Origin of the sequence: Photorhabdus khanii NC19 (assembly GCF_000517265.1) — a bacterium.
Classification (GTDB): domain Bacteria; phylum Pseudomonadota; class Gammaproteobacteria; order Enterobacterales; family Enterobacteriaceae; genus Photorhabdus; species Photorhabdus khanii.
Window position 1 is genome coordinate 180,056 of sequence record NZ_AYSJ01000009.1, and the last position, 15,132, is coordinate 195,187.

The following is a 15,132-nucleotide window of genomic DNA, read 5'->3' on the forward strand; positions in this document are numbered from 1 at the left end:
TTGGGAGTGTGAAACTGATGGATATTTGGGTTACTGCTAAAGAGTGTATTGGCTTGCCAGGCTTTCCCAGCATGCAACATAACATTCGTGCAAATCTGGATAAACTAGCAGGCGAAAAGCGCCGCACACGCTCAGGTTCAAAATCATTTGAATACCCGATAAGTTGCCTGCCTCCTGTCGCCCGGGCGGCAGTACTGAAAAAGCAAGGGGCGGTGGAAATCAACAACCTGCGGTTTGACATCAAAAATAAAAAACAGCCGGCAGAAACCTACTCGCATGAGCTGCTTTGGCAAAACTGGAATAACGCTAACAATAATCAGCGTGAAAAAGCACGCCAAAAATGTGAGGTCGTGATTGCGGTGGCCGGCATGATTGAAACCGGTATCGACACCCTAACCGCATTTGATTCTGTCGCGGATGCGTTACAGGTTCCCTCAGCCAGTGTTCGGCGCTGGTACTACCAGGCGAAACCTTTTGACCGCGCTGACTGGCTGGCAGCGCTAATTGGTAAGCATGGGCACAATATGGCAGCGCGCAAGGCAAAAGAGGCGGAATGTACGTCTGCCGCCTGGGACTTCTTACTTGCTGATTATCTGCGCCCGGAGCAACCCGCTTTACGCACCTGCTACGCCCGGCTGGAAGAAGCTGCTGTGCACCACGGCTGGACGATACCGAGCCTGTCATCACTGCGCCGCAAGCTGGAGCGTGAAGTACCGACCGAACAGGTCGTGTTATTGCGTGAAGGTGAGCACGCATTGATGCGGCTCTATCCTGCGCAAGAGCGCACTGTGCTTGAACTGGATGCGATGGAATGGATTAACGGCGACGGTTACCAGCATAACGTTTTTGTTAAATGGTTTAACGGTGAAACTATCCGACCCAAGACCTGGATTTGGCAGGATATCCGTACTCGCAAGATTCTGGCCTGGCGTACTGATGTGTCCGAGAACAGCGACAGCATCCGGCTGGCTCTGGCCGATGTGGTTGAGCAATACGGTATTCCCAAACACATCACTATCGATAACACCCGGGCCGCCGCTAACAAGTGGATGACGGGCGGTGTACCCAACCGTTACCGATTCAAGGTCAAGGAAGATGACCCGAAAGGCATCATCCCGTTGCTGGGTATCCAGTTGCACTGGACCAGTGTGCTGTTCGGTCGGGGCCATGGGCAGGCCAAACCGGTTGAACGGGCGTTCTCTCATGGGGGGCTGGGTGAAGTTGTTGATAAGCATCCGGCACTGGCGGGGGCTTACACCGGCGCTAACCCAATGACAAAGCCGGATAATTACGGTGACCGGGTTGTTGATGCAGAAACCTTTTTAACGGCGCTGGCGGAAGGGATCGCTTTCTGGAACAGACGGCCCAGGCGCGATACGGAAGTTTGCCGGGGCATGTTGTCCTTTGATGCGGCTTTTGAACAAAGCTATCAGGAAAGTACGGTGCGTAAAGCGACCGCAGAGCAGCGCCATTTACTGTTGCTGCCGTCTGAATCAGTCACGGTCACCCATGGCGCCTTTACCTTAAACGCCGGCGGCAAAATACAGTCACGTAAAAACCGGTACTACAACGAGCAGTTGCTGGGGATTAAGCCTAACAAAATCGTCATTCGCTTTGATCCGGCAGCCCTGCATGACAGTGTGCTGTGTTACACCCTGGATGGCCGTTTTATCTGTGAAGCCACCTGTATTGAGAAATCCGGGTTTGGTGATACTCAAGCTGCCCGTGAGCATGACCGTAACCGGACACGCTTTGTTAAGCGCACTAAAGAAGCCACGGCTGCCCAGCGCCGTATGACGGCATTAGAGGTGGCGGAACTGATGCCGGAAACCGTGCCGCCGGCCCCCCCAGAAAGCCGGGTGGTGGAAATTTACCACCCGGCAGGTAATACCGTGCGGCGTGTACAGGTTGAAGTACAAACCGAGTCAGACACCGATTATGACTATGCTTTTGAACATGCGGTTGCACAGTTGCATGAACAACAGCAGAAAAACACAATTTAATTGAGGAGAATACGATGACCAATATTATAGCGTTGACTCAAACACAAACAGAGCTGGCCGACGTTCGTGCCGCTATCCGAACCCTGGTTGAAAGTGACGGCCTGACTTACAGCAATGTCGCCCGTGAAAGCGGCATTTCCAGTACGGCTTTATCTCAGTTTATGAATGAAAGCTATAAAGGGGACAACAGCAAAGTGGCCGGCCAGCTGTCCGTCTGGCTGGAGAACCGCCGCAAGCGCGCCAATGAAATGCCGGCAGCCCCGGATTTTGTTCAGACCAAAACTGTGCGGCAAATCTGGAGTGCGTTGCAATATGCCCAGCTTGCGCAATGTATCAGTGTGATTTACGGCAGTCCGGGAGTCGGTAAAACCAAAGCCTTGCAGCAGTTTGTGGCTGAACGGCCTAACGTGTGGCTGATAACCGTTTCACCCTCCCGCGCCAGCCTGAGCGAATGCCTGTACGAACTGGCTTTAGAACTGGGCCTGGGGGATGCGCCTCGCCGGGCGGGTCAGTTAGGCCGTGCAGTGCGCAGAAAATTACGCGGGACATCCGGGTTGTTGGTGATTGATGAAGCCGACCATCTTGATTACCCGGTGCTTGAGGAGTTGCGCATTCTTCAGGAAGAAACAGGCATTGGTCTGGCCCTTGTCGGTAATCATCAGGTCTATGCCAAACTCACCGGCGGCAGTTCCCGCAGTGTGGACTTTGCGCGACTGTTTAGCCGAATTGCGAAAAAAGTCGCCATCCTGAAAACCAAAAAAGATGACGTTACCGCCATTGCGGATGCCTGGGGACTGGGCCAACAGGAACGCGCATTAGTCCAACAGTTATCAGAACGCCCTGGGGCATTGCGTACCGTATCTCATACCCTGCGGCTGGCCGCGATGTTTGCTAAGGGCAATAACGAATCACTGGCGGAAAAACATATCCGCGCAGCGGTTAAAGATTTAGAGGGGACGACATTATGACAAAGGATTCTCTGGTTTCGGCATTCAATCGTGTCGGTGATGCGGTATCCGCGCTGACGCAACAAGGCTTTACTGTGATGAGTATCATGATACGGGATAGCGCCCCGCGTATTCAAATTGCCCGCCATACGCATTGCGAACAGTTAATTCGTAATGGCAAGGCCACTTACCGATATCTGGGGCGCAACAGTGATTATCGGCAGGGGATGTTTATGCATTGCGGTTGTCAGGTGTATTGGTCTGAATCATTACATTAATTAGGGGGATGTATGGCTGTTAAAATCGAAATTGTCATTACCACTCATCAGGGGAAATTAATGCACGACGTTAAGGCGTCAGGGGGGGCTGTCTACACGGCCAATGAAAAACAAGAGGTCATGGCGCTGGTACAAGTCATTAAGCATTACCTCGCGCAGGAACACGATTTATGTTTTCACACTCAGGAGGTTAACCAATATGTCCACTAAACAATACACCACACAGCAGGCCCCGGAGGGCTATTGGGTTGATGCTAAAGGTGTTTTAACACCAGTCTCTATTATCCGTGAAATTGATAAAGAGCGGGACCGCCTGGTCGGGGAAATCGTCGAACAGGCCATTACCGTTAACTCGGCATTAGCTGAATTGAAGCTGCGGGCATTTGCTGATATTCAGGCGTTTATTGACCTGTCAGCAGAAGCGTATGGCGCAACAAAAGGCGGGAAAAAAGGGAACGTCACACTACCTTGCTATGACGGACGCTTCAAAATCCAGCGGGCAATACAGGACCGTATTGCGTTTGATGAGCGTCTGCAAGCGGCAAAAGAGCTGATTGACAGTTGCCTGGCTGACTGGACAGAGGGCGCGCGTCCTGAAATTCATGCGCTGATTAATCAGGCGTTCTCCACCGATAAAGAGGGCGATATTAACACCGGGCGCGTTCTGGCCCTGCGCCGTCTTGATATTGATGACGAACGTTGGCAACAGGCAATGGTTGCCATCGGCGAAGCATTGCAGGTTATCGGCAGTAAATCCTATATTCGGGTTTATGAACGGGTCGGTGATACTGACCAGTATAAACCGATATCACTGGATATCGCTGGAGTCTGATATGAAAGCGAGACGGTTTAATCAACGTTATCGGGTTGGGGCCAGTTTTATCTATCAGCCCAACAAAATATTACGCGGTGGAATACCGGTCAAGACGATAGGTAAAGCGAAAGACTTAACGAATTGCACGGTGGTTGAAATTAGCATTGAGCCTTATTTTGTGAGAACGGATTATTTAACTCCGGCTTAATTTAATTATCGGTTAATTCATTTTAATTAATTGGCGTAAACCCGCCAGGGCAGGCTTACGCCAAATTCAGGCAATAAGGAAAACCCAATGATTGATAAATCAAACTGGAAAGAAATTGAGTGCGAGCTTAAGGGATTGTTTTGTCACGTTAATTTTAAGTACCAGGAGACTGTCATTAGTATTGTTCGGGAAAGAGTGAGTGAAAGCAGAAATAAGCTTTTTGTGTATTTTAATCATACTCTGTGTGCGGGTTGGGGGAATGAAAAGTGTGACGAGTATAACCCGCTTACAAAACTATTCTGGCTGACGGTGACACAGCCGCTTTATAGCAAAGCAAAAATTGCAGAAATGGAAAAACAAATGGGTAAACGTTATCTGAAAAAGACATTCCCAAATGCATATAGCAACTACACTTATCTTTCTCCGATATTTGCAAGTGCCAGCCAATTGATCCGGCAATACAAAAAAATTGACGGTTTAGCATGGGTTAATGAGAATGAATAAACAACAACTGATCCGCCTTATTCATATCGCAAAAACGACGCTTAAGCTTGATGATGACACTTATCGCGCGGCCCTGGCGACAGTAACCGGCGGGAAAACATCATGCAGTGATATGTCTCATCATGAATTAAAACAGGTGTACGCCGCGTTTGTTGAACGGGGATTTAAACGCCGTTTTAAACGTAATCATCAGCATGTTAAAGGCCGTGTGCGCACGGCAGAAATCAACAAAATTCGGGCTATTTGGATCACCATGCATCAGCACGGGTTTATTGATGATGGTTCAGAGTCAGCATTGAATAAATTTGTGATGCGGCAAACAGCTAAAATCAATAATGGTGCCGGGGTCGCAGAGGTCGGCTGGCTAACACCCACACTGGTTTATCCGGTTATTGAGAGTTTGAAAAAATGGCATATCCGGTTGATGACAGAAGGCATGGTAGCCCGCAAGCAACCTCTGCCAGAACACCGGGGATACGATGCAATATGTCACGCCTTTAATATGGGGAAATCATCATGAAAATAGCCCGTTGCCCAATTTGCCACTCTGACTGGCATTTAGAGGCGTTATGTGAAGATGACGCGAGCCGTCAGCTACTGAAAATACTGGCTGAGTTACCGGGCAGTTGTGCCCGGCATCTGGTGGCCTATATCGGCCTGTTTCGCCGTGAGAAACAAAACCTGTCAAACAGCCGGGCATTAAAGCTGGCCGGGGAAGTGCTGGCGCTTTACAAACCTGGCCGGGTGCTGGCTCACGCATTGAGCGAAACCGTTGAACGGATCCGGGAAAAGCGGGCACAGGGGGACAAGAAACCGTTATCTAATCATAACTACCTGAAAACCGTCTATCAGTCAGCCGAGCAAGTTTTTGCTCAAAGTAGCAATATCAATGAACGTGAACGGCAGCAAGTTTCAGGTTCTGATAGTCGTGATGCCTATTTTAAACAAATGCAGCAAATGGGCGTTGATGTTACCAAGTTATCAGGAGGTGCCGAATGGCTAACAAAACAAGCGAAATAAACCTGCCACTTTTTGATGATGATCATGTCGAACTGGGGCAACTCTTGGATAGGTTAAATGATATCCCCTTTGCTGAGTTGCAAGGGCGCTGGCCGCAGTTGCTGGCAGATATGGTTGATCTGTTCAGTGCTGAATTGCAACGGCAAGGACAAGAAGAAACACTCTCCCGTTTATCCAGCAGTAAGCTTGTGGGTGCATTGGCGCATTATTACGGAGGGCGGGCGGTTTACTTGCCCACTGGGGAAACACTAAAAGCGGCTTTACGGGATAACCAATTGTTTGATGAATGGAGCCGTTCGCAAGGTAATATTGATAATCTGGCTAAGAAATATGCTCTTACTCATTCAACAGTTTATGCTATTCTGCGCCAACAGTTGATGCTACATCGAAAACGTTATCAAATTGATTTACCTCTTAGATAAGTAAGGACGATCATGAAAAAATGCCTTTTCCTATTAACATGTTTAATACTCTCTTTTTCTTGTCATGCGGCTCAACTTCCTGCCTTTGACACTGTGAAGAAAAATTTAGAAGCCTATGGCCTACTAAAAGCTAGTGAATGGAAATTTATAGGTGACACTAAAAAAAATACTCATGTTGCTATTGTTGATGGAAACCAATATTGGGCTAATAATAGAGCTATAGCCGCAGTATTTAAGTTAACAGGCAATGAAAAAGTATTGGAAAAAAAGTTAATGGATACGGCTGTTTTGTGTGTGCAGTTTTCTAAATCTGTAATCGAAAACCTCACCGAAGAACAAGGTAAAGAATTGCTCGCAACGATGGCAGCTGCAACCAGAGTTGAGGGTAGGCAAGTATCTACCTCTGTTAATTCGTTTCGATATTACACATCCATTGATAAAGGAACGAGTGATATTGTTTTTACCTGTGGTATTAGCCAAGGTGATTTTAGTTAACAATCATTCTCGCTATTGATTGATTTTTGTTTGACTCCCCACAAACCCATCCTCTCCCCGCCCCATAAGATGATGAGCTACCGATTATCAACAACAGGTAGCCATCATGACTTACCGTTACAGCGTTTCCTTTATCCATGCTATCCATTACTTGCTGTCCGTGGAGGGCGGCTATGTCAATAACCCCAATGATCGGGGCGGTCAGACCAAGTTTGGTATCAGTCAGCGCAGCTACCCTCACCTCAATATTGCCGCATTAACCGAAGACGACGCCACCGCACTCTATTACCGGGATTTCTGGCTGAAAGCCGGTTGCGATAAGTTACCTGCCGGTATCTCACTGGCGGTGTTTGATGCCGCCGTTCAGCACGGAATCAAGCCCGCCGTACAGCAATTACAACGGGCGATGAGTGTGCGGGATGACGGCGTTATCGGCCCTGATACGCTGAATGCCGTTGAAACCTTTGCGCCACAATATCTGTTTATCCGGCTGCTTAATCGGCGTGCACTGACTTACGCGCGTATTATTGCCGTGAACCCGACACAAAAAGCTTTTTTATCCGGGTGGTTTAACCGCCTGGATAAGCTGGCATCCGCCGTGTTAGAGGTGTTGTGATGCTGCCGCCGCCGATTTCAGACAACCTATTAAAAAGACAAATTGCTGAACTGCGTAACCCGCGTTATCTCAGTATCTATAAAGCCGGGCGGGAACGTTGTTTACAGCAGGCATTGGCCGGCAACGATATCAGCGACATGCCAATCTATAGCCATAACGCCACGTATCAATCTCTGTTTTGTCGGGGCTGGCAATCCGTTTCTGCTCAAGATATCCGCTTATTGCGTGCTGAACGCAACAGGAGGCCGGGATGTTAGCACATCTGAAACAGCTCATCAGCAATCCCGCCACCGGACGCCTTTCGACGTCCGATACGACTTTATTGGGGGCATTTATTGCCAGTACAGTGGTATTGCTGTGGTGTGCACTGGCCGGTCATATGGATGAATCGCTGTTCGTCGGCTACCTCGCCGCGTGGGTCACCCATTCTCAGGCATCAAAACAAGCGGCCATTAAACGTGACAGAGAGCGGGGCAGCGTGACCGAGAACAGAGAGGTATTTGCCCGTGATTAATCCTATCCGACGTTTCCGACACTATGGCCGCATTGTCTTGCTCTGTGGTGTAGGTTTTTGGCTATGCGGTGTGGGTTATAAACTCGCTGAATTACGCTTACAGCCCAAAATAGATCAAGAAATTGAAAACCGTAAAGCAGCAGAACTGTCTTTTTACCTGGCACAAAAAGCCACCGCCGAATTAAACGCCGGCGCGCTGCATGATTTGATTGAAAAACAGCAGGCACAGCAACATGCAAACGAAAAAATTTCAAATGACTTATACGCCGCTATCACGCGCTTATCGCAAACCACGCAGCGTATTGAGCAAAGTATTCCGGATGCCCTTAATAATGACGGTAGTGCTTACACCGGTATTGGCCCTGACGGGTTGCGGCTCTACCAAACCGCTCTCGGTTACCGCCACGCCGCCCCTGGTGATTTCAGCCTGCCCGGCAATTCCCCCTGATCTGTTACAACTGCCTGCGAAACCGCCGATGCCCCGCTCCGGCGAGCCTCAGGCACTGCTGACTCATGCCGGTCGGTACGGGCAATGGAGTCAGGAGCTGGCGCAAAAGCTTCGGGCAATCAAAGCCTGGGCGGGCAAACAACAGGAAAGGCACAATGAGCAGACTGATTGACCAGGCCTATGAGTTAGAGCAATACCAGCGCGAATTAGCCCTAAGAGCGTGTTTTGAGCGCCCGGTTCAGACAGGGAACGGATTTTGCCATGACTGCGGCGAGGCGATTGCCTCCGCCCGGCTTGCCATTAATCCGGCGTTTGAGCGCTGTATTGGCTGTCAAAAACAGGTTGAATTACGGGGGAAAAAATTCAGTGCTGGTCTTACTTAAAGAGAACTGGGCAATAATGTGGGCCGCGGTTACGGTCACCTTTAACGTGGTGCTGGTGTTGCTCAGTAAAACCTACGCCAAGCGTGATGATGTGGAGTTACTTAAAATGCAGGTGCGTCAACTCGAAGGCTCGTTATCCTCTCTGCCCAATCAGAAAGAATTGCACGCTTTGCAGCTGGAGATGGCGAACCTGCGCGGCGACTTAAAAGCCGCCTTGCCGGAGCTGCGTCAGTTACGCCACCTGAGCGATTTGTTATTGCAAAATGAATTAAAGGAAAAGAATTAATGTCATCCATGCGTGAAATCTTAAATACCGACCAGCGATTGGTGATTTTGCGGTCGCTGGCTGAGTGTGGCGGTGATGCTAATGAATCGGTGTTACAGACTTGCCTTGATGCCTACGGCCATCGGGTCAGTCGTGATGTTGTACGAACGCATTGCCACTGGCTGGCCGAACAGGGGCTGGTTTCAGTCAATGATGTTGCCGGTTGCCTGGTCATGACTTTAACCGGGCGTGGCGTGGATGTGGCAGAGGGTCGCAGTACCGTACCCGGTGTAAAACGGCCACGGCCCAGGGGATAGTCATGAATGATAAACGGACGCGTGGCCGGCCATCCAAGATTGATTTGTTGCCGCAGGCCATCCGGGACCAGTTGCACGGTTTGCTGCGTGACAAACGGCATACCCAGGAAGATATCCGGGCGGCAGTGAATGAATTGATTGATGAGGAAGGCTTGCCGGATGAACTGAAAATTTCCCGCACCGGGCTGAATCGTTATGCGTCCCGGATGGAAACCCTGGGCGCGCGTATCCGTGAAGGGCGGGAAATTGCTGATGTGTGGGTCTCCCGGTTGGGTTCTGCGCCCTCTTCCGACGTGGGTAAGTTGTTGCAAGAGTTTGTGAAATCCCTGGCGTTTGAAACCAGCATGAAGCTGGCCGAAGGCGGGGAGCCGGTTGAACCGAAGGCCTTGTCCCAGTTAGCCCTGGTTGCTGCCCGGATTGAACAGGCCGCCATGACCAGCACGAAGCGCGAAAAAGAGATCCGCGCGGCCTTTGCGGCGGAAGCCGCAGAGCAGACAGAAACCCTGGTCAAACAGGCTGGCCTCACGGCAGAAGCGGCGGCAGAGATCAAGCGGCAAATTTTGGGGATTGCTTAATGTTGGCACAGGAATTAAACCCGGCGACAGAATTTATTATCAACGCGGTTAACGATGAGACGTTTGATCCCCATGCCGTCTTGCTGGGCTATCAGCGGCGCTGGATAGCGGATAATGCCGTCCTCAAGATTGCGGAAAAATCGCGGCGTACCGGGTTAACCTGGGCCGAAGCAGCGGATGCCTCATTGACGGCGGCTCAATCACGTGATGCTGGTGGCACAAACCATTTCTATATCGGTTCCAATAAAGACATGGCGCGTGAGTTCATTGATGCGGCGGCCATGTGGGCCAAAGCTTACGGACTGGCGGCGGGTGAAGTCGGTGAGGAGGTCTTTGAAGATGAAGACAAAGATATCCTGACATTCATCATTTACTTTAGCAGCGGGTTTAAAGTCCAGGCATTATCCAGTAATCCCAAAAACTTACGTGGGATGCAAGGGAATGTCACCATTGATGAAGCGGCTTTCCATGAACGGCTGGCCGAAGTGCTGAAAGCCGCGTTGGCCTTGACGATGTGGGGGGCAAAAGTGCGGATTATTTCTACTCATAATGGCACTGAAAACCTGTTCAACGAGTTGATCCAGGATTCCCGCGCCGGGCGCAAACGCTATTCCATTCATACCATCACGCTAGATGATGCCTGCAATGAGGGGTTGTATCAGCGTATCTGTCAGGTCAGGCGTCAACCGTGGTCACAGGAAACCGAGGACGAATGGAAAACCCATCTGTTCAAAGATACCGCCACAGAAGACGATGCGCTGGAAGAATATTATTGTGTACCGAAGCAAGGCAGCGGGGCCTATATCCCTCGCGTACTGATTGATCGGGCAACCGACGCCCAGTGTGTTGTTGTCCGCTTTGCTATGCCCAGGGGCCATATGACCTGGACGGAAGATGAGCGTAAAAACACGGTACTGACGTTTTGTGACGAGACGCTGTTACCGGCATTACAAAAACTGGATCCTGATACCCGTCATGCCTACGGGCAGGATTTTGCCCGTTCCGGCGATCTATCGGTTATCGGTGCCGGCAGTATTGAGCAGGACACGCGCCGCATGCTGCATGTCACCGTTGAATTGCATGATGTGCCTTACAATCAGCAACGCCAGATAGCCTTTTTTATGATTGACCGACTCCCCCGCCTGGTGGGTATCGCCATCGACTCGACCGGAAATGGCGGTTATTTAGGGGAAGCCGTGTTATTACACTACGGTGAAGATATGGTTGATGCTATCCATGTCACCGATAACTTTTATCGGGAGTGGTCGCCGAAATACAAAGCGCTGTATGAATCCAATGATATCCGCATTCCGAAAGATGAAGACATTATTACTGACCAGCGTCAAATTCAGAATATTCGGGGCGTCCCGAAAATTGATAAAACCCGCCGAACCGGGGCCGACGGTAAAAAACGTCACGGTGACAGTGCCGGGGCGTATTTGATGTTTACCCGCGCGACCTATATGGAGGGACAAATGATTGACTTTATTCCGTTGCCGGGTAAACACACCGTGGCAAATGACGACGACGATTTACCAACCTTTGAGCGAGGCTGCTGGTGAAAATATTAAACAGGTTAGTGGATGCGGTAGGCCGCCGTTTCTGGTTTAAGCCGGAGATGCAAACGCAGGATGATGAGTCCCGTGTGTCACAGTTGCGCCGATACTACGGGGATCATCCCGTGAGTGGGTTGACGCCCGCGCGCGCGGCTGAAATTCTGATTGAGGCCGAGCGCGGGCAGCTACTGGCACAGTGTGAACTGGCGGAAGATATGGAAGAAAAAGACGCCCATTTACAGTCAGAATTGGGTAAGCGCCGGCGGGCTATTCAGTCGCTTGACTGGGCCATTAAGCCACCACACCGGGCCAGCCGTGAAGAAACCCGGGATTCAGAAGAACTGACCGAAATCTTATCGGATGCCAGCTGGTTGCCGGATTGTCTCTTTGATGCCACGGATGCCATTCACAAAGGTTTTTCCTGTCAGGAGATCGAATGGGAAAATGTCGGTGATCTGATGATTCCGCGTGCGGTGGAATGGCGTGATCCGTCCTGGTTTCAGACGCCACAAGATAAACGCAATCAGTTACGCTTGCGGGATGGAACCGCAAACGGAGAAGATTTACAGCCGTTTGGCTGGATACAGCATATTGCCAAATCCAAGTCGGGTTATCTTGCCCGTACCGGCTTAATTCGCACTCTGGTCTGGCCGTTTATCTTCAAGAACTATTCTGTCCGGGACTTAGCTGAATTTCTGGAAATATACGGTCTGCCGATCCGCGTCGGACAATATCCGGCCGGCGCGACCGACAAAGAGAAGCAGACTCTGCTGCATGCGGTGATGTCGATTGGTCACAATGCCGGCGGGATTATCCCACGCTCCATGCTGATTGATTTTAAAAATGCCGCGGATGGCACGGCAGACCCGTTTATGTCCATGATGAATTGGGCGGAACTGAGTATGTCCAAAGCCATCCTCGGCGGAACGTTAACCAGTCAGGCCGACGGTGCAACCAGTACCAACGCCTTGGGTAACGTGCATAATGAGGTACGTTTCGAAGTACGCAGCAGTGACGCCACGCAATTAGCGTCCACACTGACACGAGACCTGGTATTTCCTTTGTATGCCCTTAATTGCCAATCGTTCGATAATCAACGGCGTAAGCCGGTGTTTGAATTTGATTTGTCCGAACCGGAAGATGTGAGCGCCTACGCAGCGGCATTGCCCTCGCTGGTCAGCCTCGGGATGAAAATTCCGGTGCAGTGGGTGCATGATAAGCTACAAATTCCCGTGGCAGCGGATGATGAAGATTGTCTGACAGCACCGGAGTCCCCTGCAACACCGGATTTTTCTGCCGCTTTCTTAAATGCTAAAACCGGCTGGACAGCATTAACGGCAGAGCCGGTGACATCGGTGAATACCATGCCAGGTGCGGTAAGCGGCCAGGAATGGCAAAACACCGTTGACCCGTTGCTAACGCCTGTCATTGAAGCGCTCACTGCCGGCGGTTATGCGGCGGCAAAAAATAAAGCGTCTGAACTCTATACTGAAATGGAGGATGAACAGCTCGCCGATATGTTACACCGGGCGATGTTTGTCGCCGAACTGTGGGGGCGTTTAAATGCCACAGCCGGTTGATTTGGGTATTGCCGCTAAATTGGAGCCAAAGCTGGCCGTTGATTACTTTCGGGCTAAAGGCTATGACATTAGCTGGAACTGGCAGGAAACCGAGGCGGCCAGTCATGCACGGGCGTTTACGGTGGCGAAAGCGGCGCATATGGACATTCTGACGACTATTCGTGATGAGGTGGATAAAGCGCTGAGTCAGGGCACCACTGAACGCGACTTTATCAAGACCCTGAAACCCCGTTTGCAAGAACAAGGTTGGTGGGGTAAGCAAATTGTGGTTGATAGTGGTGGTAATGCGGAAACGGTCCAACTGGGCAGCCCGGCCCGGCTGGCAACGATTTATCGCACCAATTTAGCAACCGCGTATCAGGCCGGGCGATATCAACAACAATTGGCAAGTACAGACACCCATCCTTATTGGCAGTACATTGCCGTGATGGATAAAAATACCCGCAAAAGCCATGCCGCCATGAACGGGCGGGTGTTTCGTTTTGATGATCCGATTTGGAACACGCTCTATCCGCCTAACGATTGGGGGTGTCGCTGCCGCGTTCGTGCGCTGACTGCCGCTCAGGTTAAACGAATGGGGTTAAAGGTCGAGTCCAGTATTGGGGCGGTGAGTACCCAGCTTGTTGAAACCGGGGTTGATAAGCGGACGGGGGAAGTTTATCAGTCAGAAGTCACGACGTACCGCCACGGCCAGCAGCGCATGACCACTGGCGCGGGCTGGTCAAACAATGCCGGGCAATTGGCAATGGGGTCGGATATCAGTATTGCGCGTAAGCTGATTGCGTTGCAAAACCGGGAACTCCGTAGTCAGGTTATCCAGTCATTAAATAATGCCCCGGTACGACAACAGGCGTTCGCGCAATGGGTCGGTCAGGTGCTGACGCAACGGCGCCCCGGCAACAACATTCAGCCGTTAGGGTTTATGACAGAGGATATTGCCGTGGCGGTGGAAGAACGGACGGGTAAGCCTGCCGCACGCGTGCTGGCTATCAGTGAAAAAGACCTGGTGCATGCTGACAGCCTTAAACACCAGAAAAAAGGCGTGGCCTTGACGATGGCTGAATATCAGTCACTCCCTAAAACCGTGGCTAATCCCTCCGCTGTTCTGTGGGATAGGCAGAATCAGAATGTATTGTATATCCGTAGTGATGATAACAGCACCATTAAAACGGTGGTCAATGCGCCCTGGTCTGTACGCAAGCAACCGGATGCCTTAGATGTAGTGATTAATACCTACCGGGTGCCGTTAACTGAACTGAAAAAAGGGGTCGCCGGCGGGAATTATGAGTTACTGAAAGGCACGCTGTAACAACAAAGCCCCGAATAACGGGGCTTGTCACAGTGGCGGGAGTTGAACCCACATAAACGTATGGCGCTTTGCGCTGACGTCGAATTACCGTTATTCGTACACTGTTTAACCTATTTTACCATGAGTAAGAATGAATGCAACTGGACTATCAATTTGACGATGCGGCGATACAAGCAGCCTTTAAACGTGTTCAAAAGCTGGGGCGGGATACCACGCCGGTGACCCGCGCGATTGCCGCTGTTCTCGCCAGTGAAAGCGAAGAGGCATTTGCCAATGAAGCTGATCCGACGACAGGTAACCCCTGGCGGCCGTTAACCGATAAATATAAAGCTAAATTAGCCAAAAAAGGCAAGACGGGCAGAATGTTACAGCGCTCACAGGGGGGACTGGCGATGTCGTTGTCAACAGCGTATGACGCCGTCAGCGCGGCCATTGGCGCCAATAAAGTTTATGCCGCGATCCATCAATGGGGCGGGTTGCCCGATATGCCGCCCGGCCCGGCGGCGGTTCCCGCCAGACCGTATATGGGACTGTCGGCACAGGGCGTTGCGGATGTTATCGACATTATCAATGCGCAACACGCAGCGGCATTGAAAACGCGTTAGTGTGTCAGTCTTGCCTGAAAAAAAGTTAAACGCTTCCCGGCATTTTTAAACGGGTTTTAAACGGGGTATAGTGTCACTGCGCCGCCCCGTTTTATCTTTTCTGCTTTAGACAGGTGTGATCCCCCACAAACCCACCTTTTTTTCATATTGCCCAGAATGGCAGCATGAAAACAAAAAGCCCAACCCCCAACCCCCGTTTAGCGATCCTGACTGCGTCGATGACTCAGGCTGATGATGGCTGGTATCAGCTGCTACCCGCGGGTCATTTTAGTG

Annotated in this window: 24 protein-coding genes; all 24 read left to right on the forward strand. The window is 50.8% G+C overall.

Going from position 1 to position 15,132, the window contains the following annotated elements:
• Positions 1–17: 17 nt before the first annotated feature.
• The 24 genes from PTE_RS09720 to PTE_RS09830 all read left to right on the forward strand — a co-directional run bounded on the left by PTE_RS09720 (position 18) and on the right by PTE_RS09830 (position 14,859).
• A complete protein-coding gene (locus PTE_RS09720) occupies positions 18–2,003 on the forward strand; it encodes a transposase domain-containing protein (protein ID WP_036845591.1) in 1,986 nt (661 codons plus the stop codon).
• A 14-nt stretch (positions 2,004–2,017) separates the two neighbouring features.
• The gene (locus PTE_RS09725) at positions 2,018–2,971 is read left to right on the forward strand and encodes an AAA family ATPase (RefSeq protein WP_051477335.1); all 954 of its coding nucleotides are present in this window, start codon (positions 2,018–2,020) and stop codon (positions 2,969–2,971) included.
• Positions 2,968–3,228: a hypothetical protein gene (locus PTE_RS09730; protein ID WP_036845594.1), complete on the forward strand. Its 261-nt coding sequence runs from the start codon at positions 2,968–2,970 to the stop codon at positions 3,226–3,228. The genes PTE_RS09725 and PTE_RS09730 overlap by 4 nt, the downstream gene beginning before the upstream one ends.
• 12 nt (positions 3,229–3,240) lie before the next feature.
• Positions 3,241–3,438 (forward strand): hypothetical protein, encoded by a 198-nt coding sequence (locus tag PTE_RS09735; RefSeq protein WP_036845597.1) that lies wholly within the window; start codon positions 3,241–3,243, stop codon positions 3,436–3,438.
• Complete coding sequence (locus PTE_RS09740) at positions 3,428–4,060, forward strand: DUF3164 family protein (RefSeq protein WP_036845600.1); 633 nt, start codon at positions 3,428–3,430, stop codon at positions 4,058–4,060. The genes PTE_RS09735 and PTE_RS09740 overlap by 11 nt, the downstream gene beginning before the upstream one ends.
• A 1-nt stretch (position 4,061) precedes the next feature.
• Entirely contained in the window at positions 4,062–4,250 is a 189-nt protein-coding gene (locus tag PTE_RS09745) for a hypothetical protein (protein WP_036845603.1), read from the forward strand.
• An 87-nt stretch (positions 4,251–4,337) separates the two neighbouring features.
• Positions 4,338–4,754 (forward strand): hypothetical protein, encoded by a 417-nt coding sequence (locus PTE_RS09750; protein ID WP_036845606.1) that lies wholly within the window; start codon positions 4,338–4,340, stop codon positions 4,752–4,754.
• Positions 4,747–5,274: a gp16 family protein gene (locus tag PTE_RS09755; protein ID WP_036845609.1), complete on the forward strand. Its 528-nt coding sequence runs from the start codon at positions 4,747–4,749 to the stop codon at positions 5,272–5,274. Before PTE_RS09750 ends, PTE_RS09755 begins: the two co-directional genes overlap by 8 nt.
• Positions 5,271–5,774: a hypothetical protein gene (locus PTE_RS09760; protein WP_036845612.1), complete on the forward strand. Its 504-nt coding sequence runs from the start codon at positions 5,271–5,273 to the stop codon at positions 5,772–5,774. The genes PTE_RS09755 and PTE_RS09760 overlap by 4 nt, the downstream gene beginning before the upstream one ends.
• Positions 5,750–6,196: a Mor transcription activator family protein gene (locus tag PTE_RS09765; protein ID WP_036845704.1), complete on the forward strand. Its 447-nt coding sequence runs from the start codon at positions 5,750–5,752 to the stop codon at positions 6,194–6,196. Before PTE_RS09760 ends, PTE_RS09765 begins: the two co-directional genes overlap by 25 nt.
• 12 nt (positions 6,197–6,208) lie before the next feature.
• Positions 6,209–6,691 (forward strand): hypothetical protein, encoded by a 483-nt coding sequence (locus PTE_RS09770; protein WP_036845615.1) that lies wholly within the window; start codon positions 6,209–6,211, stop codon positions 6,689–6,691.
• A gap of 106 nt (positions 6,692–6,797) precedes the next feature.
• The gene (locus PTE_RS09775) at positions 6,798–7,307 is read left to right on the forward strand and encodes a glycoside hydrolase family 108 protein (RefSeq protein WP_036845617.1); all 510 of its coding nucleotides are present in this window, start codon (positions 6,798–6,800) and stop codon (positions 7,305–7,307) included.
• A complete protein-coding gene (locus PTE_RS09780; RefSeq protein WP_036845620.1) occupies positions 7,307–7,564 on the forward strand; it encodes a hypothetical protein in 258 nt (85 codons plus the stop codon). Before PTE_RS09775 ends, PTE_RS09780 begins: the two co-directional genes overlap by 1 nt.
• A complete protein-coding gene (locus tag PTE_RS09785; protein WP_036845623.1) occupies positions 7,558–7,821 on the forward strand; it encodes a hypothetical protein in 264 nt (87 codons plus the stop codon). The genes PTE_RS09780 and PTE_RS09785 overlap by 7 nt, the downstream gene beginning before the upstream one ends.
• Positions 7,814–8,269 carry a hypothetical protein gene (locus PTE_RS09790; RefSeq protein ID WP_036845626.1) on the forward strand — a complete coding sequence of 152 codons (456 nt, stop codon included), beginning with the start codon at positions 7,814–7,816 and terminating at the stop codon, positions 8,267–8,269. The genes PTE_RS09785 and PTE_RS09790 overlap by 8 nt, the downstream gene beginning before the upstream one ends.
• Positions 8,270–8,297: 28 nt before the next feature.
• Positions 8,298–8,441 (forward strand): hypothetical protein, encoded by a 144-nt coding sequence (locus tag PTE_RS25710; protein WP_165577088.1) that lies wholly within the window; start codon positions 8,298–8,300, stop codon positions 8,439–8,441.
• Positions 8,425–8,652, forward strand: coding sequence for a TraR/DksA C4-type zinc finger protein (locus PTE_RS26485; RefSeq protein WP_051477337.1), 228 nt, complete (start codon positions 8,425–8,427; stop codon positions 8,650–8,652). The genes PTE_RS25710 and PTE_RS26485 overlap by 17 nt, the downstream gene beginning before the upstream one ends.
• The gene (locus tag PTE_RS09800) at positions 8,636–8,938 is read left to right on the forward strand and encodes a DUF2730 family protein (RefSeq protein WP_036845628.1); all 303 of its coding nucleotides are present in this window, start codon (positions 8,636–8,638) and stop codon (positions 8,936–8,938) included. The genes PTE_RS26485 and PTE_RS09800 overlap by 17 nt, the downstream gene beginning before the upstream one ends.
• A gap of 8 nt (positions 8,939–8,946) precedes the next feature.
• Complete coding sequence (locus PTE_RS09805; protein WP_036845708.1) at positions 8,947–9,234, forward strand: VpaChn25_0724 family phage protein; 288 nt, start codon at positions 8,947–8,949, stop codon at positions 9,232–9,234.
• Between the two features lie 2 nt (positions 9,235–9,236).
• Positions 9,237–9,809, forward strand: coding sequence for a DUF3486 family protein (locus PTE_RS09810; RefSeq protein WP_036845631.1), 573 nt, complete (start codon positions 9,237–9,239; stop codon positions 9,807–9,809).
• Positions 9,809–11,371: a terminase large subunit domain-containing protein gene (locus PTE_RS09815; protein ID WP_110742861.1), complete on the forward strand. Its 1,563-nt coding sequence runs from the start codon at positions 9,809–9,811 to the stop codon at positions 11,369–11,371. Before PTE_RS09810 ends, PTE_RS09815 begins: the two co-directional genes overlap by 1 nt.
• 56 nt (positions 11,372–11,427) lie before the next feature.
• The gene (locus PTE_RS09820) at positions 11,428–12,945 is read left to right on the forward strand and encodes a DUF935 domain-containing protein (protein WP_339366720.1); all 1,518 of its coding nucleotides are present in this window, start codon (positions 11,428–11,430) and stop codon (positions 12,943–12,945) included.
• A complete protein-coding gene (locus tag PTE_RS09825; protein WP_036845634.1) occupies positions 12,929–14,254 on the forward strand; it encodes a phage head morphogenesis protein in 1,326 nt (441 codons plus the stop codon). The genes PTE_RS09820 and PTE_RS09825 overlap by 17 nt, the downstream gene beginning before the upstream one ends.
• Positions 14,255–14,388: 134 nt before the next feature.
• Positions 14,389–14,859 carry a phage virion morphogenesis protein gene (locus tag PTE_RS09830; protein WP_036845637.1) on the forward strand — a complete coding sequence of 157 codons (471 nt, stop codon included), beginning with the start codon at positions 14,389–14,391 and terminating at the stop codon, positions 14,857–14,859.
• The last annotated feature ends 273 nt before the right edge of the window (positions 14,860–15,132 follow it).